General features: G+C 67.1%; 19 protein-coding genes. 7 read left to right on the top strand and 12 right to left on the bottom strand.

Features of this window, described 5'->3' with window-relative positions; all coding sequences use genetic code 11:
* Nucleotides 1-3 precede the first annotated feature (3 nt).
* The gene (locus WS62_RS39070) at nucleotides 4-546 is read right to left on the bottom strand and encodes a hypothetical protein (protein ID WP_156441119.1); all 543 of its coding nucleotides are present in this window, start codon (nucleotides 544-546) and stop codon (nucleotides 4-6) included.
* A gap of 379 nt (nucleotides 547-925) precedes the next feature.
* Between WS62_RS39070 and glmU the strand changes: the two genes are divergently transcribed.
* Entirely contained in the window at nucleotides 926-2,287 is a 1,362-nt protein-coding gene (glmU, locus tag WS62_RS24605; protein ID WP_066576373.1) for a bifunctional UDP-N-acetylglucosamine diphosphorylase/glucosamine-1-phosphate N-acetyltransferase GlmU, read from the top strand.
* A gap of 62 nt (nucleotides 2,288-2,349) precedes the next feature.
* Nucleotides 2,350-4,182 carry a glutamine--fructose-6-phosphate transaminase (isomerizing) gene (gene glmS / locus WS62_RS24600; RefSeq protein WP_066576371.1) on the top strand — a complete coding sequence of 611 codons (1,833 nt, stop codon included), beginning with the start codon at nucleotides 2,350-2,352 and terminating at the stop codon, nucleotides 4,180-4,182.
* Nucleotides 4,183-4,260: 78 nt separating this feature from the next.
* Here the strand turns inward: glmS and WS62_RS24595 are convergent, their stop codons facing one another.
* The 4 genes from WS62_RS24595 to WS62_RS24580 all read right to left on the bottom strand — a co-directional run bounded on the left by WS62_RS24595 (nucleotide 4,261) and on the right by WS62_RS24580 (nucleotide 6,936).
* Complete coding sequence (locus WS62_RS24595) at nucleotides 4,261-4,644, bottom strand: avidin/streptavidin family protein (RefSeq protein WP_066576368.1); 384 nt, start codon at nucleotides 4,642-4,644, stop codon at nucleotides 4,261-4,263.
* A 278-nt stretch (nucleotides 4,645-4,922) separates the two neighbouring features.
* Complete coding sequence (locus WS62_RS24590; RefSeq protein WP_066576367.1) at nucleotides 4,923-5,420, bottom strand: TPM domain-containing protein; 498 nt, start codon at nucleotides 5,418-5,420, stop codon at nucleotides 4,923-4,925.
* On the bottom strand, nucleotides 5,420-6,271 hold the full coding sequence (locus tag WS62_RS24585; protein WP_066576366.1) for a TPM domain-containing protein: 852 nt from the start codon (nucleotides 6,269-6,271) through the stop codon (nucleotides 5,420-5,422). Before WS62_RS24585 ends, WS62_RS24590 begins: the two co-directional genes overlap by 1 nt.
* Nucleotides 6,268-6,936 (bottom strand): LemA family protein, encoded by a 669-nt coding sequence (locus WS62_RS24580; protein ID WP_066495857.1) that lies wholly within the window; start codon nucleotides 6,934-6,936, stop codon nucleotides 6,268-6,270. Before WS62_RS24580 ends, WS62_RS24585 begins: the two co-directional genes overlap by 4 nt.
* Nucleotides 6,937-7,475: 539 nt before the next feature.
* Between WS62_RS24580 and WS62_RS38415 the strand changes: the two genes are divergently transcribed.
* Both WS62_RS38415 and WS62_RS24570 read left to right on the top strand, forming a co-directional pair.
* Nucleotides 7,476-7,808, top strand: a complete 333-nt coding sequence (locus WS62_RS38415) for a DUF2933 domain-containing protein (RefSeq protein WP_231748408.1) — start codon at nucleotides 7,476-7,478, stop codon at nucleotides 7,806-7,808.
* A gap of 178 nt (nucleotides 7,809-7,986) precedes the next feature.
* On the top strand, nucleotides 7,987-10,419 hold the full coding sequence (locus tag WS62_RS24570) for a heavy metal translocating P-type ATPase (protein WP_066576365.1): 2,433 nt from the start codon (nucleotides 7,987-7,989) through the stop codon (nucleotides 10,417-10,419).
* A gap of 85 nt (nucleotides 10,420-10,504) precedes the next feature.
* Here the strand turns inward: WS62_RS24570 and WS62_RS24565 are convergent, their stop codons facing one another.
* The 5 genes from WS62_RS24565 to WS62_RS24545 form a co-directional block, all read right to left on the bottom strand.
* Complete coding sequence (locus WS62_RS24565; RefSeq protein ID WP_066576363.1) at nucleotides 10,505-10,705, bottom strand: heavy-metal-associated domain-containing protein; 201 nt, start codon at nucleotides 10,703-10,705, stop codon at nucleotides 10,505-10,507.
* A gap of 297 nt (nucleotides 10,706-11,002) precedes the next feature.
* Complete coding sequence (locus tag WS62_RS24560; RefSeq protein ID WP_066576360.1) at nucleotides 11,003-11,509, bottom strand: hypothetical protein; 507 nt, start codon at nucleotides 11,507-11,509, stop codon at nucleotides 11,003-11,005.
* 256 nt (nucleotides 11,510-11,765) lie between these two features.
* A complete protein-coding gene (gene argG, locus WS62_RS24555) occupies nucleotides 11,766-13,106 on the bottom strand; it encodes an argininosuccinate synthase (protein WP_066576359.1) in 1,341 nt (446 codons plus the stop codon).
* 497 nt (nucleotides 13,107-13,603) lie between these two features.
* Nucleotides 13,604-14,965, bottom strand: a complete 1,362-nt coding sequence (gene gor / locus WS62_RS24550) for a glutathione-disulfide reductase (RefSeq protein ID WP_066576358.1) — start codon at nucleotides 14,963-14,965, stop codon at nucleotides 13,604-13,606.
* 174 nt (nucleotides 14,966-15,139) lie between these two features.
* A complete protein-coding gene (locus tag WS62_RS24545) occupies nucleotides 15,140-15,370 on the bottom strand; it encodes a hypothetical protein (RefSeq protein ID WP_066495873.1) in 231 nt (76 codons plus the stop codon).
* Nucleotides 15,371-15,537: 167 nt separating this feature from the next.
* Here WS62_RS24545 and WS62_RS36900 point away from each other — a divergent pair, with 167 nt between their 5' ends.
* On the top strand, nucleotides 15,538-15,891 hold the full coding sequence (locus WS62_RS36900) for a hypothetical protein (RefSeq protein WP_156441118.1): 354 nt from the start codon (nucleotides 15,538-15,540) through the stop codon (nucleotides 15,889-15,891).
* Between the two features lie 81 nt (nucleotides 15,892-15,972).
* Here the strand turns inward: WS62_RS36900 and WS62_RS24535 are convergent, their stop codons facing one another.
* On the bottom strand, nucleotides 15,973-17,631 hold the full coding sequence (locus tag WS62_RS24535; RefSeq protein ID WP_066576352.1) for an NRAMP family divalent metal transporter: 1,659 nt from the start codon (nucleotides 17,629-17,631) through the stop codon (nucleotides 15,973-15,975).
* A 112-nt stretch (nucleotides 17,632-17,743) separates the two neighbouring features.
* Nucleotides 17,744-17,884 carry a hypothetical protein gene (locus tag WS62_RS37620; protein WP_197422912.1) on the bottom strand — a complete coding sequence of 47 codons (141 nt, stop codon included), beginning with the start codon at nucleotides 17,882-17,884 and terminating at the stop codon, nucleotides 17,744-17,746.
* Nucleotides 17,885-18,945: 1,061 nt separating this feature from the next.
* Between WS62_RS37620 and WS62_RS24530 the strand changes: the two genes are divergently transcribed.
* Together WS62_RS24530 and WS62_RS24525 are read left to right on the top strand one after the other, a co-directional pair.
* Entirely contained in the window at nucleotides 18,946-19,215 is a 270-nt protein-coding gene (locus WS62_RS24530; RefSeq protein ID WP_066495878.1) for a hypothetical protein, read from the top strand.
* Between the two features lie 97 nt (nucleotides 19,216-19,312).
* Nucleotides 19,313-20,818, top strand: coding sequence for a carbohydrate porin (locus WS62_RS24525; RefSeq protein ID WP_066576350.1), 1,506 nt, complete (start codon nucleotides 19,313-19,315; stop codon nucleotides 20,816-20,818).
* Nucleotides 20,819-20,989 lie beyond the last annotated feature (171 nt).

Here is a 20,989-nt window from a genome sequence, read left to right as displayed (position 1 = left end):
ACATCATTCCTTCAGGACTGTAAAACATCGGGCGAATGCGGCATGTGCAAACGGAATCCGTTCCCGCTGCGCGCCGCGAATCGTGTATGGCAATGCGATGTGCATGACGTGCGGCGCGCGCAATGGAATCGAACGCGTCACGCCGAAGGAGCGAACGAGACGAGCGATGACGAGCGTGCGATTCGCGAGCGGGTCGACACTCGGCTCGCGGCGAGCCGAACCGGCGACGTCGCGACGATGCCGAGCCTGATGGCGGACGACGCGCTCTTCCTGATCCCGGGCCAGTAGCCGCTCGGCAAACGCGCATTTGCGGCATCGGCCGGCGCGACGAAGGGCGCCGAACTCGATATCGACGGTGACATCGAGGCGCTTTGCGTGCTCGGCGACTGGGCGTATCCGCACAACCGTCTCGATCTGACGGAGTGCGGCCCGAACGGTGCGCCGCCCGCGCGACGCGGCGGACGCACGCTGACGATCCTGCGCAAGGAGGCTGGCGGCTCGCACGCGACGCGAATCTCGTAATACCAAAGCCGACTGACGACGCATGGCGCGGCCCGGTCTCGCCGCGCGAGCACGCAGTGCACACGGCCAACCCGGCACCGCCGGCGTGATCCGCGCGGCACGCGCTTGCGGCAAGCCGGCCGCCGCCCCGATCCATGTGGCGTGTGCGACGCCTGCCGCACCTCGATGCGCGTCGCTGGGCGCTCATTGCCCGCCCTCGCCGGCAGCGCGGCGCCCCGATTTCCAGCGCGATCGCCTGCGCACAGCCCCGCTCCGGCCCGACATCCGCGCAAGCCGGACTGCCTGTCCGCCGCCGCGGCCGCCGGCGGCCTACGCGCCCCTCCCGGCCCGCCGCGCCCCCGCGCCGGCGGGGGCCTGCATGCTAGAATGGCCAGCTTCGAACTCTCCCTACGAAACTGGCGCCATGAATATCGTGATTTTGGCGGCAGGCACTGGCAAGCGCATGCGTTCGGCGCTGCCGAAAGTGCTTCATCCTCTGGCCGGCAGGCCCCTTCTCTCCCACGTGATCGATACCGCCCGCGCGCTCGCGCCGTCCCGGCTCGTCGTCGTGGTCGGCCATGGCGCCGAGCAGGTGCAGGCGGCCGTCGCCGCGCCCGACGTGCAGTTCGCGGTGCAGGAGCAGCAGCTCGGCACCGGGCACGCGGTGCGCCAGGCGCTGCCGCTTCTCGAACCGTCTCAGCCGACGCTCGTGCTGTACGGCGACGTGCCGCTCACGCGCACGGCGACGCTCAAGCGCCTCGTCGACGCCGCGACCGACGCGCGCTACGGCGTGCTGACCGTCATGCTCGACGATCCGACCGGCTACGGGCGCATCGTGCGCGATCAGGCGGGCTGCGTGACGCGCATCGTCGAACAGAAGGACGCGACGGCCGACGAACTGAAGATCGCCGAGATCAACACGGGCATCGTCGTCACGCCGACCGCGCAATTGTCGATGTGGCTCGGCGCGCTCGGCAACGACAACGCGCAGGGCGAGTATTACCTGACCGACGTCGTCGAGCGGGCGATCGAAGCGGGCTTCGAGATCGTCACGACGCAGCCGGACGACGAATGGGAGACGCTCGGCGTCAACAGCAAGGCGCAGCTCGCCGAGCTCGAACGCATTCACCAGCGCAATCTCGCGGACGCGCTGCTCGCCGGCGGCGTGACGCTCGCCGATCCGGCGCGCATCGACGTGCGCGGCACGCTTACGTGCGGCCGCGACGTGTCGATCGACGTGAACTGCGTGTTCGAAGGCGACGTGACGCTCGCCGACAACGTAACGATCGGCGCGAACTGCGTGATCCGCAACGCGACGATCGCCTCGGGCGCGCGCATCGACGCGTTCTCGCATCTCGACGGCGCGACGCTCGGCGCGCACACCGTCGTCGGCCCGTACGCGCGGCTGCGGCCTGGCGCTGTGCTCGCCGACGAAGCGCACGTCGGCAACTTCGTCGAGATGAAGAACGCGACGCTCGGCCACGGCTCGAAGGCGAACCACCTGAGCTATCTCGGCGACGCCGACATCGGCGCGCGCGTGAACATCGGCGCGGGCACGATCACCTGCAACTACGACGGCGCGAACAAGTTCCGCACGATCATCGAGGACGACGTGTTCGTCGGCTCGGACACGCAGCTCGTCGCGCCGGTGCGCGTCGGTCGCGGCGTGACGATCGCGGCGGGCACGACGGTCTGGAAGGACGTCGCCGAAGGCATGCTCGTGCTGAACGACAAGACGCAGACCGCGAAGAGCGGCTACGTGCGCCCCGTCAAGAAGAAGAGCTGAACCGTTTTTCGGGCGCGCACGGACGCGCCCGCATCATTGTCAAGTTTCGAGGATGGATTTTCATGTGCGGGATTGTCGGCGCAGTTGCGCAACGTAACATCGTTCCGGTGCTGATCGAAGGACTGCGCCGTCTCGAGTATCGCGGCTACGACTCGTGCGGCGTCGCGGTGCTCGACGCCAACGCCCCTACGCCGGGTGCGCCGAAGCGCGCGCGCAGCGTCGCGCGCGTCGCCGATCTCGATGCGCAGGTGCGCGAGTCGCATCTCGATGGCGCGACGGGCATCGCGCACACGCGCTGGGCGACGCACGGCGCGCCCGTCACGCACAACGCGCACCCGATCTTCTCGTCGAATGCGCTCGCGCTCGTGCACAACGGCATCATCGAGAACTTCGAGACGCTGCGCGAGACGCTGCGCGGCAAGGGCTACGCGTTCGTCTCGCAGACCGACACCGAAGTCGTCGCGCACCTGATCCACAGCCTCTATCGCGGCAACCTGTTCGCCGCCGTCCAGGAAGCCGTCAAGCAGCTCCACGGCGCATACGCGATCGCGGTGATCCACAAGGACGAGCCGCACACCGTCGTCGGCGCGCGCCAGGGGTCGCCGCTCGTCGTGGGCTTCGGCCAGGGCGAGAACTTCCTCGCGTCCGACGCGCTCGCGCTCGCCGGCAGCACCGATCACTTCACGTTCCTCGAGGAAGGTGACGTCTGCGAGCTGACGCTCGACGGCGTGCGGATCGTCGATCGCAGCGGCGCGCGCGCCGAGCGCGACGTGCGCGTCGTCAACGCATACGGCGGCGCGGTCGAGCTCGGCCCGTACCGGCACTTCATGCAAAAGGAGATCTTCGAGCAGCCGCGCGCGATCGCCGACACGATTCCGCAGGCCGATGCATTCGATCCGTCGCTGTTCGGCAGCAAGGGGGCCGGCGTGTTCGCCGACATCGACAGCCTGCTGATCCTCGCCTGCGGCACGAGCTACTACTCGGGTCTGGCCGCGAAGTACTGGCTCGAATCGATCGCGAAGATCCCGACGCAAGTCGAGATCGCGAGCGAGTACCGCTATCGCGAATCGGTGCCGAACCCGCGCTCGCTCGTCGTCGTGATCTCGCAATCGGGCGAGACGGCCGACACGCTCGCCGCGCTCAAGCACGCGCAGGCGCTCGGCCACGCGCACACGCTCGCGATCTGCAACGTCGCGACGAGCGCGATGGTCCGCCAGACCGAGCTGCAATTCCTCACGCACGCGGGCACCGAGATCGGCGTCGCGTCGACGAAGGCGTTCACGACGCAGCTCGCCGCGCTGTTCGTGCTCGCGGCGACGCTCGGCAAGCTGCGCGGCCACGTCGACGCGGCGCGCGAAGCCGACTACTTCAAGCAGCTGCGCCACCTGCCCGCCGCGCTGAACAGCGTGCTCGCGCTCGAGCCGCAGATCATTGCGTGGTCCGAAGAATTCGCGCGCAAGGAGAATGCGCTGTTCCTCGGCCGCGGGCTGCACTATCCGATCTCGCTCGAAGGCGCGCTGAAGCTGAAGGAAATCTCGTACATCCACGCGGAAGCCTATCCCGCGGGCGAGCTGAAGCACGGGCCGCTCGCGCTCGTGACGGAAGCGATGCCGGTCGTGACGGTCGCGCCGAACGACACGCTGCTCGAAAAGCTGAAGTCGAACATGCAGGAAGTGCGCGCGCGCGGCGGCGAGCTGTACGTGTTCGCCGACGCCGACACGCACATCGTCAACGACGAGGGGCTGCACGTGATCCGGATGCCTGAGCATTACGGGCCGCTGTCGCCGATCCTGCACGTCGTGCCGCTGCAACTGCTCGCGTATCACACCGCTTGCGCGCGCGGCACCGACGTCGACAAGCCGCGCAATCTCGCGAAATCGGTGACGGTGGAATAATCGCGCGCCGCCGGGCGAGCGATCCGCCGCGCAACGTCGCGGATCGCTCGCACCGAACCTTCGCGCTTCACGTCCTCATCAAGCCCGAACGAACGTATCGGCCCCCGCGTTGATCGACGCCCACTCGTCGCCCGCCTCCACCTGCTGCGTCATCTGCCACAGCGTGTTGATCCTGTCGTTCGACGTGCCGGGCTCGCACTGTCCGACCCACGCGGTGATCGCCTGAAACTGATCCCAGTGAACGACGAACGCAATCAGGTCGCCGTCGACGTAGCCGATCAGATCGCCGCTCGTCGAGCCGCCCTTTTCGCTGACCGCGCTCCTGTACTTGCCCGTCACGCTGTCGTCCGATTGCTCGATCTGCATCGTCGAGCCGAGCTCGTTCTTCCACGTGCCGGAGAAATCGATCGGCGTGCCGGTGCCGACCTTGACGCGCTTGAGCGCATGTTCCAATCGCTGCATCTTTCGCCTCCTTAATTTACGAATCGACGGCAGCCGGCCGGCGGCGGGGCGCAGGTCACGCCAAGGCTCTCGCTTTCTATCGGATCGCATGAGGCACGGACATATAAAAACAGTAGTGCATCGCGCCCGGCGATGAGGCGCAATTTCGTCGCGCCATGACCGATACGCGGGCAGGTTTCGCGACGCGCGCGATGCAACGGGCTCGACTCGCCCGATTCGATGCGAGCGCGAAACGGCAAGCCACCCGATCTCGAAAGACCGCGCGCAAAGCGCGTTGCCTACAACACGACCGGTGCGCTCGACAGCTCGTCGCCCGGCGCCCGGCGTGACGGATAGTGCCGCGCGAGCAGCGCGGTCACGCGCTCGATTCCGTGGATCGAGCCCGCCTCGAAGCGGCCGCGCCGGAACTCGGCTTCCATCGCGCGGCAAATTTCTTCCCAGTCGTCGCTGTCGACGCGCGCATGTATGCCGCGATCGGCGACGATCTCGACGTCGTGATCGGCGAGCAACAGATAGATGAGCACGCCGTTGTTGTGTTCGGTGTCCCAGACGCGCAGTTCGGAGAACACGTCGATCGCCCGCTCACGTGCGGTCACCCCCTTGAAGAGCATCGATGCGTGCAGCGCGCCCTCGACCGCGAAGCGCAATTGACCAACGTGCTTCCCGTGGCTCGCCCTGACCGCCTGCTCGATCTTGTCGAGCGTGCGCTTCGGAAACGCGGCGCCGACGCGCCAGCGCGTCATTAGCAGATGTCTCGCGATGCGTCCGATATCCATCACCACCTCCCGGACGCGCCGCCGCCGCCAAACCCGCCGCCGCCGCCGCGGAAACCGTCCTGTCCGCCGCCCCAGCCGCCGCCGCTGCCGCCGATGAACGGGCCGCCGACGCGCGCGCCCATCCCGCCGCCGAACAGCGTGAAGAAGAGCGCGATCGCGGCCGCCGCGACCGCGACGAGTAGCGCGCCGGACAACAGCCACGCGACGAAACCGACCGCCCCGCCCGTGACGACCGAGCCCGCGAGCCGGCCGAACACCGCGCGCAGCACGCCGCCCGCGACGATCGTCATCACGAACAGCACCGGCAGCAAGCGGCCGAGCCCGCCGTCTTCGCCGCGCCGCGCGCGCGGCGGCGGCAGCGGCTCGCCTTCGATCACGCGCATCATGCCGCCGACGCCCGCCGAGATCCCGCCGTAAAAGTCGCCGCGCCGAAAGCCCGGCACGATGACCTCGTCGATGATGCGATGACTCGTCGCGTCGGTCAGCACGCCCTCGAGGCCGTAGCCGACTTCGATGCGCAGCGCGCGATCGTTCTTCGCGACGATGAGGAGCGCGCCGTCGTCGACGTTCGCGCGGCCGAGCTTCCACTGCTCGACGACGCGAATCGAATACTGCTCGATCGTCTCGGGCTGCGTCGTCGGCACGATCAGGACGGCGATCTGGCTGCCCTTGTGCGTTTCGAAGTCCTTCAGCGACTGTTCGAGCGTCGCGCGCTGGGCGTCCGTCAGCGTGCCCGTCTCGTCCGTCACGCGCGCGGCAAGCAGCGGCACCGGCTGCTCGGCGCGGCAGACGCCGCCGCCGAGCGACGCGAACGTGAGGATGGCGAAGCACGCCGCATGAAAGAACTTCAATTCGAGGCTCCGGCGGCCGGCGCGGGCGCGGGCGCAGCCCCGAAATCGACGCGCGGCGGCGTCGAGATCTCCGCTTCGTTCGCAACCGAGAAGTTCGGCTTTCCCTGGTAGCCGAACGCCATCGCGGTCAGGTTGCTCGGGAACGAGCGGATCGTCGTGTTGTAGGCCTGCACCGAGCGGATGTAGCGGTTGCGCGCGACCGTGATGCGGTTTTCGGTGCCTTCGAGCTGCGCTTGCAGATCGCGGAAGTTCGCATCGGACTTCAGTTGCGGATAGTTCTCAGACACGACGAGGAGCCGCGACAGCGACGACGTCAGTTGCCCTTGCGCGGCCTCGAATTTCGCGAACGCCTGCGGATCGGACAGCAGTTCGGGCGTCGCGCGAATCGAGCCGACCTGCGCGCGCGCCTCGGTGACGCGCGTGAGCACGTCGCGCTCTTGATTCGCGTAGCCCTTCACCGTGTTGACGAGATTCGGCACGAGGTCCGCGCGGCGCTGATACTGATTCAGCACTTCCGACCAGCTCGCCTTCACTTGCTCGTCCTGCACCTGGATTGCGTTATAGCCGCAGCCGGACAACGCGAACGCCAGCACGGCCAGCATCGCGGCCCGAACCAGACGTGTCCACGCCGCCGCGGCGCGCGGGATCGATGAGTGATATCGCATCTGCTACCTCCGTTGCTGTTCGCCGGGAAGGCGTCGCACCGATCGCGGACGGCCGGTTTGGACGGCCGGTTTTGGACGGCCGGTCCCGGACGGCCGCGTAAGCGTCGAATCGATGCTACGTATGCGGTTCCGGATCAGCTTGATTTGCGTCAATAGTCGACAAGCGCGAGCGGGCAACAAGCACCGCGCGCTGCCGCGTGCCGCTATTTCGAATTTTTGCACGATGCCCGTTCAAACCGCGCGGCGGCCGGCAAGTAACGGGGCTCGATTGAGGTATATCAATTCGCACCTTGCAACCGGCACTACAGTGGAACGAGTAGTCGCCTTCGAACGATGCTCAGGCTTCCGAAATGAAAGCGTTCGATCGATTCGCGATTGCAACGGTCGCCGCCTCACTCGCGACGCGATTCGGGATTGCTTGCCGTGCGCGGGCATCGGCGGATACGGCCGTGCAGCCCGCGCATCGACGGCAATGGGTCGGCCTGGCCGCTCATGAAGCGCGTGCCGCCTGACGACGGCACGCCGCGCGGAGTAGGACGATGAACGCGCCGCGCCGCCCGCGTCCGTCCGCGCGAACGAGCATTGCGGTCGGCGCGCTCGTGGTCGGCGTGGTCGGCGTGGTCGGCGTGATCGGCGTGATCGGCGTGATCGGCGTGATCGGCGTGGTCGGCGTGGTCGGCGTGGTCGGCGCGATCGCTGCGCTCGTGCTGCTGCCTCGCCGCCGCCACCACGTTCTTGGCTTCCTGCCGTATCCGTTGTTGCTCGCGTGTCCGCTCGCCCATCTCGTCATGCGTCGCGGACATCGACACCGGCGCGCATCCGGAAACGAGGCGCGTCGCGATTCCGAAGACGACCATGAGCGGCACCGCTAGCGACACCGGCTCGCGAGCTTCCGTCTCCCGCGCTCGCGAAGCCGGCCGGAGAAGCGCAACATCGAAAGACGATCCGAAGCCGCCACACGGTGCGGCGCCGCGATGACGCCGCGCGCCTCGCCGGAGCTCGCCGACGCGGGAGAAACCAACACTCACAGACGCGACTGGAGCGCTTGCCATGCACGACGCACATGTCCATCACGATCACCACGACGACACGAACAAACAGCGCGATCCGCATCGCGTACACGACGCGCACGATGCGGCGAAGCCCGGCGAAACCGTCGTCGATCCCGTTTGCGAAATGAACGTGCCGATCGACACGAAACTCAGGCACGACTATCAAGGCCGGACGTATCGCTTCTGCAGCGAAAAATGCCTGGCGACGTTTCGCGCGTCGCCGCAGAAATTCGTCGGGATGCCGAACCAGGCAGCCAGCGAATCCGCGACCAAGCCTGGCGCAGGCTACACGTGCCCGATGCATCCGCGGATACGTACGAACGCGCCGGGCAACTGTCCGATCTGCGGCATGGCGCTCGAGCCGCTCGCGCCCGGCGCCGTCGAAGAGAGGAATCCCGAGCTCGAATCGATGACGAAACGCTTCTGGGTCGGGCTCGCGCTTTCGGTGCCGCTCGTGCTGATGACGATGGGCCGGATGGTGTTGCCGTTCGACATCGGCACGGGCATCGACGCGGGCCTCTCGCGCTGGCCGCTGCCGCACGGAATGGCCGCGTCGTGGTCGCAATGCGTGCAGGCGGCGCTCGCAACGCCCGTCGTGCTGTGGGGCGGCTGGCCGTTTCTCACGCGCGGCTGGAAGTCGTTCGTGACGCGGCGGCTCAACATGTTCAGCCTGATCGCGCTCGGCGTCGCGGCCGCGTACGCGTTCAGCATGTTCGCGCTGCTCTTTCCCGACGCGCTCCCGCAGGCGTTGCGCAGCGGCCACGAAATCCCGCTCTATTTCGAGGCGGCGGCGGTGATCGTGACGCTCGTGCTGCTCGGCCAGGTGCTCGAATTGCGCGCGCGCTCGCGCACGTCGAGCGCGATCCGCGATCTGCTGCAGCTCGCGCCGCATACGGCGGTGCGCGTGAAGCCGGACGGCGTCGAGGAGACCGTGCCGCTCGAAGCGGTCGTTGCCGGCGACATGCTGCGCGTGAAGCCCGGCTCGAAGATTCCGGTCGACGGCATTGTCGTCGAAGGACACTCGAGCGTCGACGAATCGATGATCACCGGCGAATCGATGCCGGCCGAGAAGACGGAAGGCAGCAAGGTGACGGGCGCGACCGTCAACCAGACGGGCACGTTCGTGATGCGCGCGGAGAAAGTCGGCACCGACACGCTGCTCGCGCGGATCGTGCAGATGGTCGCCGAGGCGGGTCGCTCGCGCGCACCGATCCAGACGCTCGCCGATCAGGTATCCGGCTGGTTCGTGCTCGCCGTCATCGCGCTCGCCGCGGCCGCGTTCGTCGCGTGGGCGACGTTCGGGCCGGCGCCCGCGCTCGCGAACGCGCTCGTCATCGCGATCAGCGTGCTCATCATCGCGTGCCCGTGCGCGCTCGGCCTCGCGACGCCCGTGTCGATCATCGTCGGCGTCGGCCGCGGCGCGCGCGAAGGCGTGCTCATCAAGGATGCCGACGCATTGGAGCTGATGGAAAAGGTCGACACGGTCGTCGTCGACAAGACGGGCACGCTGACGGAGGGCAGGCCGCGCGTGCACGCGCTCGTCGCGCTCGATGCGCGCGACGAGCGCGTCTTGCTCGGCTATGCGGCGAGCCTCGAAGGCGCGAGCGAACATCCGCTCGCGCAGGCGATCATCGAACAGGCGAAGCAGGCGGGCGCCGCGCGCACGCCGGTCGAATCGTTCGATTCCGTGCCCGGGAAAGGCGTGAAAGGCGTGATCGACGAACACGCAGTCGCGCTCGGCAATGCGCGCCTGATGGCGGATCTCGTAGTCGACTGCGCGTCCGTCGAAGCGGAAGCGGACCGCCTGCGCGAAGCCGGCCAGACAGTGATGTACGTCGCGATCGACGGGCGGCTCGCGGGCTACGTCGGCGTCGCGGACCCGATCAAGGAGACGACGCCGGACGCCGTGCAGCTACTCAAGGCGTCGGGCGCGAGCATCGTGATGCTGACGGGCGACAACCCGGTCACCGCGAACGCGGTCGCGAAGGCGCTGTCGCTCGACGGCGTCAAGGCGGGCGTGCTGCCCGAGGAAAAGTACCGGCACGTGCAGGCGCTGCAGCAGCAGGGACGCGTCGTCGCCATGGCGGGCGACGGCGTCAACGATGCGCCGGCGCTCGCGCAGGCGAACGTCGGCATTGCGATGGGCACGGGCACCGACGTCGCGATGAACAGCGCGCGGATCGTGCTCGTGAAGGGAGACTTGCGCGGCATCGCGCGGGCGCGCGCGCTCAGCGTCGCGACGATGAAGAACATCCGCCAGAACCTGTTCTTCGCGTTCGTCTACAACGCGGTTGGCATTCCGGTCGCCGCGGGCGTGCTGTATCCGTGGTTCGGCATCACGCTGAGTCCGATCATCGCGAGCGCCGCGATGGCGGCGAGCTCGGTTTCGGTCATCGGCAACGCGCTGCGGCTGCGTACCGTGAAAACCTGACGAAGCCCGCGCGGCGCGCAGCGGGCTTCGCGCGCCATCCCGCACGTGGTGACGTGCCACGCGGGATGGCGCCGGCCTCGCGATCTCACGCCGTCACAACGGCCGGATGAAAGCCCGCGGCTTCGATGATGGCCGCCACACGCTCGGCGCCGAGCGTCGAGCCGACTTTGACGACCTTCGACGCGACGTCGACCGAAACGGACGCCGACGGATCGACGGCCGTGATCGCCTGCGTGATCGCGTTCGCACAGCCGCCGCACGACATGTCTTTCACTTCGAGCTTCATGTTGCTTCTCCGAGAGATGTGAGGTGACCAAAGAATGAATCTTCCCACTGTGGGAGGGTCAAGCGTCGGCGATCAGGCGAGCGGCGAGCGAGCGGAGCCGCATGTCGAACGCAGATTCGAACGCGAGCGCCGCGAGATCGCGCGATGCGATCGTCGCGGCCGTGGCAGTCATTGCGGTCGCAACGGGCGATCCGTACGCCGCCTTGCCCCAGGCAACGCGCGTTCGCCACGATCGCTATGCGGCGCAATGCGCGCTCGCCGCAACCGGTCGCATCGCCGATCGCAACGCGCGCGGCATTACGCCGAATCGCCCGCAAGCAGCCGCAGCCGCCGCGCCTGCCGCGGCAGCACGACGTACAATCCGCCTGCGAAATACCACACCAGCCGGATCGCCTGACCGAGCAACTGATGGCCGTCACGGCGCAGCGGCCACGTCAGCGCATCGATCGGCAGCGACACGAGCACGCTCCAGCCCACCGTCGTCAAGCCGACCAGCGCCGCTTGCTGGACCGTCAGCCGGTCGGGCGCGCTCAACTCGTGCACCGCGAAGCCCCTGCGCACCATGTATCCGGTAATCGGCACGCAAACCAGGAAGCAGACGACGACAGCCGCGATGCCGACCTCGACGAGCAAAGCGGACGGCGGCCGATGACCGGACACGGAACGGGTTTGCCACGCCCAAAAACCGACGACCGCGGCGCCGACGATCCACACCGGCAAGTTCGCGACCATCTGACGCCACATGCAGGACCACCACACCGACAAGCGTCGGCCGAACGTCATCGACGGAAGCATCTGGAACATATCAACCTCCATTCTTGTTATCTATTCTGCGAACGCGCGAATGCGGCGGCGTCCCATGGTTGATGCGTATCGACGGGCCGGAGGCTTCATTCCCGGCCCTGCGGCGCGGGCATGCGAGCTGCCCGCCGTTTCGCGCTTGGCTGCGCGCGGCCCGCGCGATCGCCGCGCGGGCGTTTTCGTTCGAATCGGCCGCACCGCTTTCCCGCGGCCGGAGGCGAACATATCGGTTCGCTGCCGGCCGCGCGCGGCGCGTGCGTCAGTTGCCGCCCTGGTCTTCCTTCAGTTGCGGCAGCGCCGACGATTCGCCCGCCGCCAGCAGGCCGACCTGCGCGTAGATGCGCAGTTTCTCGCGCGTGTCGGTGATGTCGAGGTTGCGCATCGTCAGTTGGCCGATCCGGTCGCGCGGCGAGAACATCGACTGAACCTTCTCCATCGACAGGCGTTCCGGCTGGTACGTCAGGTTCGGCGAGCGCGTGCCGAGGATCGAGTAGTCGTTGCCGCGACGCAGCTCGACCGTCACCTCGCCCGTGACCGCGCGCGCGACCCAGTGCTGCGCGGTCTCGCGCAGCATGATCGCCTGCGGATCGAACCAGCGGCCCTGATACAGCAGGCGGCCGAGACGGCGGCCGTTCTCGCGATACTGCTCGATCGTGTCCTCGTTGTGGATGCCGGTGACGAGGCGCTCGTACGCGATGTACAGCAGCGCGAGCCCCGGGGCTTCATAGATGCCGCGGCTCTTCGCCTCGATGATCCGGTTCTCGATCTGGTCGCTCATTCCGAGGCCGTGGCGGCCGCCGATCCGGTTCGCTTCGAGCAGCAGCTCGACCGCATCCTTGAATTCGACGCCGTTCAGCGCGACCGGGCGGCCCTCTTCGAAGCGGATCGTCACTTCTTCCTTGTCGATCTTCACGTCGTCGCGCCAGAACGCGACGCCCATGATCGGATTGACGATCTTGATGCCGCTCTCGAGGCTCTCGAGATCCTTCGCCTCGTGCGTCGCGCCGAGCAGGTTCGAGTCGGTCGAATACGCCTTCTCCGCCGACATCTTGTACGCGAAGCCCGCCTGACGCATGAACTCGGACATTTCCGTGCGGCCGCCGAGTTCGTCGATGAACTGCTGGTCGAGCCAGGGCTTGTAGATTTTCAGGTCCGGATTCACGAGCAGGCCGTAGCGGTAGAAGCGCTCGATGTCGTTGCCCTTGTACGTGCTGCCATCGCCCCAGATGTTGACGCCGTCTTCCTTCATCGCGGCGACGAGCATCGTGCCCGTCACGGCGCGGCCAATCGGGGTCGTATTGAAATACGTGACACCGGCCGTCGAGATGTGGAATGCACCGCATTGGAGCGCAGCGATCCCTTCGGCGACGAGCTGCGCGCGGCAGTCGATCAGGCGCGCGCCTTCGGCGCCGTACTGGATCGCGCGCTTCGGGATCGCGTCGTAGTCGTCTTCGTCGGGCTGGCCGAGGTTGGCCGTGTAGGCGTAAGGAACGGCCCCCTTGATGCGCATCCAGTGCAGCGCGGCGCTCGTGTCGAGGCCGCCGGAGAACGCGATGCCGACTTTCTGGCCGGCCGGGAGATTTTCAAGAATCGTGGTCATGACGAAAACCGTTCAATCAGTTGGAAGGGGGAATTTCGCGGAATCCGAGAGTATCGGCTGTGCCTGATTATGAGGCAAGTCTCGCGCGCGCCTCGTGTGGGCCGGAGATTGGCCGGGTCGGGCCGGGAGGCGGGAGCTGTCGGCGCGGGGGGAGCCCGGCTGGCGGGCTTGGCGCGGAGGCCGAGGGCTGGGTGCGGGCTTGGCGAGTGTTTGGCGATGGATCGGAGCGGACATGAAACGCGATGGGATGGAGCCGAATGGCCAACGCCCGGCCTAACCGCGGCGGCGAAACCGCCACGCCAGTCACCCAAAGTCGCGAACCTGAAATCGGGCCGGATGTCGAAGCCGCGCCCTGCGCCCTGCGCCCTGCGCCCTGCGCCCTGCGCCCTGCGCCCTGCGCCCTGCGCCCTGCGCCCTGCGCCCTGCGCCCTGCGCATCGCTCGACGGACGTCCGTCGCCGTTGTCGGACCGGCGCGACGCGCCGGCCCGATCGCGCGTCACGCGTCGTCCGGCTCCTTCTGCCGCAGCGTGACGAATTCCTCGGCAGCGGTCGGATGAATGCCGACCGTCTCGTCGAACTGCGCCTTCGTCGCGCCCGCGCGGATCGCGACCGCGATGCCCTGGATGATCTCCGCCGCGTCGCGCCCCACCATGTGCGCGCCGACGACGCGCTGACTATCGCGCGCGACGACGAGCTTCATGAACGTCTTTTCGTCGCGGCCGGACAGCGTGTGCCGCAACGCCCTGAACGACGTCTTGTAGATATCGATAGCGCCGAACTCGGCGCGTGCATTCGCTTCGGTGAGCCCGACCGTCGCGACCTCCGGCTGGCTGAACACCGCGGAAGGAATGTAGCGATGATCCGCCGCGATCCGCTTGCCGCCGAACAGGTTCGCCGCGAGCAGCATGCCGTCGCGCGTCGCGACGGGCGTCAACTGCGGGCGCGCGGTGACGTCGCCGATCGCGTGGATCGACGGCACCGTCGTCGTCGAATACGCGTCGACTTCGATCGCACCGTCCGCATCGCGCGCGACGCCGACCGCTTCGAGCCCGAGTCCGTCGCAATTCGCGACGCGTCCCGTCGCGTACAGCACCGCGTCGTAAGGGCCATGCTCGCCCGTCGCGCGCTCGAGCGTCAGCGCGCCGTCGGCGCCGCGCACGATCGCCTCGACGTTCGCGCGGGTATGGATCGCAATGCCCTGCTTCGTCATCTCGTCGTGCAACACGCGCCGCACGTCGTCGTCGAAGCCGCGCAGGATCTGCTCGCCGCGATAGAACTGGTCGACGTCGACGCCGAGCCCGTTGAAGATACCCGCGAATTCGACCGCGATATAGCCGCCGCCGACGATCGCGATCCGCTCGGGCAATTCGGGCAGGCTGAGCGCCTCGCGCGACGTGATCGCATGCTCGATGCCGGGAATCGGCGGCATCACCGGCCGCGAGCCGGTCGCGATGCCGATGTGCCGCGCGGTGACGCGACGCCCCGCGACGTCGACCGTGTGCGCGTCGACGAGCGTCGCGCGCCCCGCATGGATCTCGACGCCGGATTGGTTCAGCAGACTGGCGTAGATGCCGCTCAGGCGCCCGATCTCGCGGTCCTTCGCTTCGATGAGCGTCGGCCACGAGAACAGGCCGATGTCGAAGGTCCAGCCGAAGCCCGCCGCGTCCTCGACGTCATGGCTGTAATGCGATGCGTAGACGAGCAGCTTTTTCGGAATGCAGCCGCGCAGCACGCAGGTGCCGCCGATCTGCTCTTCTTCCGCGATGCCGACGCGCGCGCCGTAGGATGCCGCGATTCGGCCCAAGCGCACGCCGCCCGAGCCCGCGCCGATGACAAAGAGATCGTAATCGAATTCCATTGCGTCGCCTGATCGAAGCCTCGATCAGGCGACGATAGCAAGATTTCGCCTTTCTTGCGGCGCCGCGCGCGCGTACTGTCATGCACCGCAATCACCTGCGGATTCTCCGATGCAAAAAAAAACGGAAGGCAATGCCTTCCGCTTCGTGTCGCGCGAAGCCTTCGCGCCGACGCGTTACGCCTGCGACGCGTCGCTGTCCGGCGCGGCCGTGCTGTCGCCGCCTTCCGCCGCTTCGTTGTCGTCCTTCTTCTTTTCGACGAGATTCTCGAGCGCCTCGGCGCCCTTGAAGCCGGCGACCGCGGCCGCGGCCTTCGTCAGCAGACCGGCATCCGGATCGACCTTCTCGGCCGTCTCGACGGCCGCCACCGCGCCTGCAATCTCACCTACCGTATTCAAGATTCCCATCGCAATCACCGTTTAGGTTGAACGTGAGCGAGCATGATTGCATGGACATTCATGCAGCGCCGCGTTTGTAACATTCGGTAGCGCCCGTTACGTCGGCACGACCGCTCGCGAGAACCGACGCGGATGACGCCGGCGAATGCGCACGTTCCACCGAACGAGGAACGCACGTGCGGCGCGCGACCGAAATCGATCGCGACGCCGCGCGCAAGCAGCTTAGCTCACTCGCGCCTGCGCAACTGTCAAACTATGTCGGAAGGATTTCGGCTGGCTTTCATTCGCAGGAATCCTCTACTTTTCTTGCCCGCGCCGCAGCGCGCGACGTTCATCGCGCGCGCGTTTCCGTTCATTCGCTCGCACCGGATGCGGGCGCGGCGGCCGCGTCTGCGGTGCTTGCCGACACACCGGACGCAGCCGTCGCCGCGGCGGCCGCATCGTTGGTCTTGCTGCTCACCTCGTCGTCGTCCGTCCTCGTGCATGCGGCAACCAGCAATACGGCCATCATCGATGCAGCCCACGCGTAACGCTTCATCCTGTCGCTCCCGTATGAAATCGAATCGTCGGAAAACGGCCGGCCGCGCGCCACGAACGGCTGCATGCGCCGGCTACCTGAAAAACGCCATCTGCACGACCTTCACGATCACGAGCCCGACCGCGAGCACGAGATAGCCGCGCAGCACGCCCATCCAAATGCGCGTCGACAGCGTGATCCGCGGCGCCGGCAGCGCGTCGAGCGGCGGCATCCGCCACATGTCGCGCAGGCTGCGGTCGAGGCCGGCGTCGGCCGTCTCATTCGCGCCGCCGGCGCGCTTGCGCACCACGAGCGTCGCCACGAGCCCCACCACTGCGAGCAGCGTGCCGCCCGCAAGCACCTCGAGCATCGTCTCGCCGCTCATGTCCGGATACATCACGGACGCCGTCAGGATAATCGACAACATCACGAGCACCCAGATCACCGCGCCTGTAAACAGATTCAATTTTGTCGAGTTGACCCAGGGGCCGAGTACAGCGCGGTCGTTGCACAGCAGGAGCAGAAACACCGTCGCGCTCGGCAGCAGCACGCCCGCGAGCGTCTGCACCGCTTCCGTCAGCAGGCCGAGCGGACTGCCCGGCATCAGCACGAGCGCGGCCGCCGCGGCGACGATGCCGAAGTAGACGAGATAGAAGCCCTTCGCATCCGACACGCCGCGATGCAGCGAGTGGCGGATCTTGAACACGTCGCCGATCGCGTACGCGGTCGCGAGCGACACGGCCGCCGCGCCGATGATGCACGCGTCGAGCAGCGCGATTGCGAAGAGCGTCGCGCTCGTGTGACCGGCGTACTTCGCGAGGCCGGCGATCACGCCGCCCGCGTCGGTGAAGTTGCCGGCTTCCGGACGACCGTCGTAAAGCGCCGCGCAGAACGAGATCATCGCGATCGCGCCGATCATCACGAACACGATGCCGATCCAGAGATCCGCCTTCTCGTACTTCATGAAGCGTGGCGTGATCCGCTTGTCGATCACGTAGCTCTGCTGAAAGAACAGTTGCCATGGCGCAACCGTCGTGCCGACGATGCCGATCACGAGCAGCATCACGTCGGAGAGCTTCGCGTGCGCGGGCCAGGTCGGCACGAACAGGTCGCGCGTCATCTGATGCACGGGCGGATGGATCGACACGAGCACCGGCACGAGCAACAGGCTCAACATGCAGAGCACGACCGCAAAGCGCTCGAACCGGCGAAAGTCGCCCGTGCTGACGGCCGCCATCGTCAACGCAGCAGCAATGCACACGCCCGCGACTTTCGGCACGCCGAAGAAATCGAGCACGAACGTGATGCCGATGAACTCGGTGACGATTGTCAGCGCGTTCAGGATGAAGAGATCGACCACGCTGAACGCGCCCCAGAACTTGCCGAAGCGCTCGAAGATGAGGCGCGCGTGGCCGACGCCCGTGACGGCGCCGAGACGCAGCACCATCTCCTGGTTCACGAACAGCACGGGCACGAGCAGCAGCAGCGTCCACAACAGCGACGTGCCGTAGTTCTGACCCGCCTGCGTGTAGGTGCCGAACGCGCCGGCGTCGTTGTCGCCGACCATCACGATGAGGCCCGGCCCGAGGATCGCGAGCAGCGTGCGCACGCGCGCCCACCAGCCGCTGCGCGGCGCCGTGTCGTGATGCGCGATCGTGCCGAACGCGCCCTTGATGTCGCCTACGTGCGCTTGATCCAGCACGGCGCCGCGCTGGAGCGCGATGGGCGGCGAGACGTCGGTTGGCGTTGACATGTTGTTTCTCCGGGTGCGTGTGGTGATCGTCGAAGCGCTTCGCCGGCATGCGCAAACGCAAGCGCCGCCGCGCTTCGGCATCGCTTGCGTATGCCGAAGCGCGCTGCCGATGTCAGAAAATCAGTTTTTTCAGACGCTGCCAGATCGAAGCGGAGGCCGCCTTGCCGGCGGATTCGAGCGACAGCATCGCGTCGTATTGGACGCGCGACTCATCGACGTGCGGCAGTTGCGACAGAAGCAGACCGAATTGCATGATGATTCTCCGGGCGCGGGTTCTCGCGCATGGGCGGGAAGCCGCGTGCTCGAAGTTCATGCGCGCAATGCGCTTATCGATCGAGCCCTACGCGCTTCCCTTGATGATCGAAATCGAGAAGATCCAGGGTGCGGCATATGGGGTAACTGTCACTGTCCGGCATGTCGGCTCCTTGTCGAAGATAGGGTCGCGACGCGCACACGCGTGCGACGAATACGCACGCGTGCATGCGCGCTCGGCGCTGCCGTCACGCGGCGACGCCAAGCGAACGCGCGCCGCGAACCGGGTTCGCGGCAAATGCCGAACGGGCGTGCGAAAACGCAGCGCTCATGCGGCGCAAATCAAGGGTGCACGGGGAGTGGTACTGCGAACTGCGACGCGCACCGTCTGCCTGATCGGCTCGACGGCGGCAATGAAAAAGGCGCGGACGTCTTGTCGTTCAGGCGAAAAAACTGCTCGAAGGTCGACTACTGCAAGTGTCCAAGGCGTATGCCCCTTTTGTGGAGATGGGCGGATTCTATGGATGTTGCGCGCCGAAAGTCAATGACGATCGTCGGCATCGCGAAAAAAAATCCTTGCGCTGGCGGTGCTGTAAGTTTTTACCCAATGAAACCGTGCCCTTTGCTTTCAGTCGCCCATGAACGGAAACCGAGCCGAAAGTCCGAACGTCACGTCGCACGGCGTTTGCCGCGCACATCGCCGAATGTGGCGCATGCTGACCGATTCGGTATTTTTATCCGGTTTTTACTTGCGCGCCCATGCACGGCACGCATACAATCCGCCCCAATTCGTCACAGAAGGAGGGTCCCTCGTGGACACGTCCCCCAGTAGTAGCAGTCCGACGCCGGTCGAAACCGGCAACGCAATCGCGAGATAGCCGCCTGGGTCTCCTTCGCCGCTAGCTCGCATGGGTCGAGTTAGCGCGCTTCATCGCCGGCGGCGTCCGTCCGTCCGTGCGCAGCACGCTTCCTCTGTTTGGTTCTCGTCGCAAGCCGCCTGCGGGCGCGCCAAGCGACGTCTTACGTTGTCCGGCGCATGCCGGAGCAGACGGGAGCGAAGTCATGCTTGTTCAATTTTTCAAGGCTAAGCTCGAGCGCTACGCCCATCTCGCGAGCCACCGGATCGTCGTCGCGTCGATCTCGCCGCTCGCGCATGCGGCAGACGCATCGAGCAACGGCACGCTGCCGGGCGCGGGGCTTCTCGTGCGGCCGGTCAACTGCGCGATCGTCGGCGCCATCGCGGGCGCCGTTGCGCTCGTCGCGCTGCTGTCCGCCTCGGGCGAGCGCACCGGCCTGAATCAGGCCATGCGCGTCAGCTGGTGGTTCTCGTAAGCACCGGCGAGCTCGCCGGTTCGCCGTGCCCGGCGGGCAACCTCAAGCGGCAAGCGGACGGTATCCTCGGCCGCATTCAACCAAGCAACGATTCGTCATGAAGAAAACCATTCATCACATGCTCGTCAAATCCGGCGTCGTTTCCGGCCTGCCGTTGCTGCTGTCGCTCGGCGTCGCGCAGCCCGCGCTCGCGCAAGCGGCCAATGCCGCGTCGGCGCCGGCCGAAAACGCCGCACCGGCGGCGACCGCCGCGGAAAGCACACCCGCCGCGCCAGCCGCACAAACTGCCGAGGCGCCCCCCGCACCGACCGGCTTCTGGGAACGCTCGAACCTGTTCGGCGACATGGGCGGCCTGCGCAGCAAGCTCGGCGATCACGGGATCACGCTGAACCTGCAGGAGACGAGCGAATACCTGCGCAACCTGTCGGGCGGCACGCGCCGCGGCGGCGCGTACGACGGCCTCACGCAATTCGGCTTCAGCGTCGACACCGAAAAGGCGATCGGGCTGCCCGGCGGTACGTTCAACGTGTCGGGTCTGCAGATTCACGGCACGAGCCTCACGTCGCGCAACCTGCAGTTGCTGCAGACGGCGAGCGGCATCGAGGCCGAAGGCGCGACGCGCCTCTGGGAACTCTGGTATCAGCAGTCGTTCGCGGGCGGCCGCGCCGACGTGAAGATCGGCCAGCAGAGCCTCGATCAGGAATTCATGGTGAGCCAGTACGCGGGCACGTTCATCAACGCAACGTTCGGCTGGCCCGTGCTGCCCGCCGTCGACATGCCGGCGGGCGGCCCCGCGTATCCGCTGTCGTCGCTCGGCGTCAGGCTGCGATACAAGCCGTCCGACGCGTGGACGGTGATGGCGGGCGTGTTCGACGGCAATCCGGCGGGCGGCATCGGCGATGCGCAGCAACTCAATCGCCACGGCACGAACTTCAACGTGCACAACGGCGCGCTCTTCATCGGCGAACTGCAGTACGCGCTCAACGTGCCGCCAGCCGATCCGAAGGCGCCGCAGCCCGCCGGCCTGCCCGGCACGTACAAGCTCGGCGTCTGGTACAACTCCGAGCGCTTCGACGATCCGCGCTACGACACGAACGGCGTGTCGCTCGCCGATCCGGCGAGCAACGGCATCGCCGCGACGCATCGCGGCAACTACGGCTTCTATGCGGTCGCCGACCAGATGGTGTGGCGCCCGAGCGCGGACAGCCCGCGCTCGCTCAACGTGTTCGCGCGCGTGATGGGCGCGCCCGGCGATCGCAACGCGGTCGACTTCGCGCTGAACGCGGGCGTCACGCTGAAGGCACCGTTCGCGGGGCGCGACAACGACACCGCGGGGCTCGCCGTCAGCTACGCGAAAGTCGGCTCGCATGCGCGCGGGATCGACGGCGACACCGGCGTGTTCACGACGCCGGGCTATCCGGTGCGCCGCGCGGAAACGCTCGTCGAAGCGACGTATCAATATCAGGTGACGCCGTGGTGGCAACTGCAGGCCGACTTCCAGTACGCGTTCCGGCCGGGCGGCGGAATTCCGAATCCGAACGAGCCCGGCTCGCGGATCGGCAACGAAGCGATCGTCGGCGTGCGCACGACGATCATCTTCTGATTCGTTTCGCCCCCCTCACCTTGCACGCCTTTCGGGCTTTGCGCGCGCGTGCCGTTCGCCGCGGCGCGCATTCGCCCGTCACTCGCACGCTGTCAAATTGCTTAAACCGATTTGTCACCGGAATGCCATCAGAAAGTCGGTTCCGCACCTTATTGTGACTCCTCCGGCCGC

This window comes from Burkholderia sp. ABCPW 14 (assembly GCF_001523835.1).
GTDB lineage: Bacteria > Pseudomonadota > Gammaproteobacteria > Burkholderiales > Burkholderiaceae > Burkholderia > Burkholderia mayonis.
This window is presented reverse-complemented; position numbering and strand designations above follow the sequence as displayed.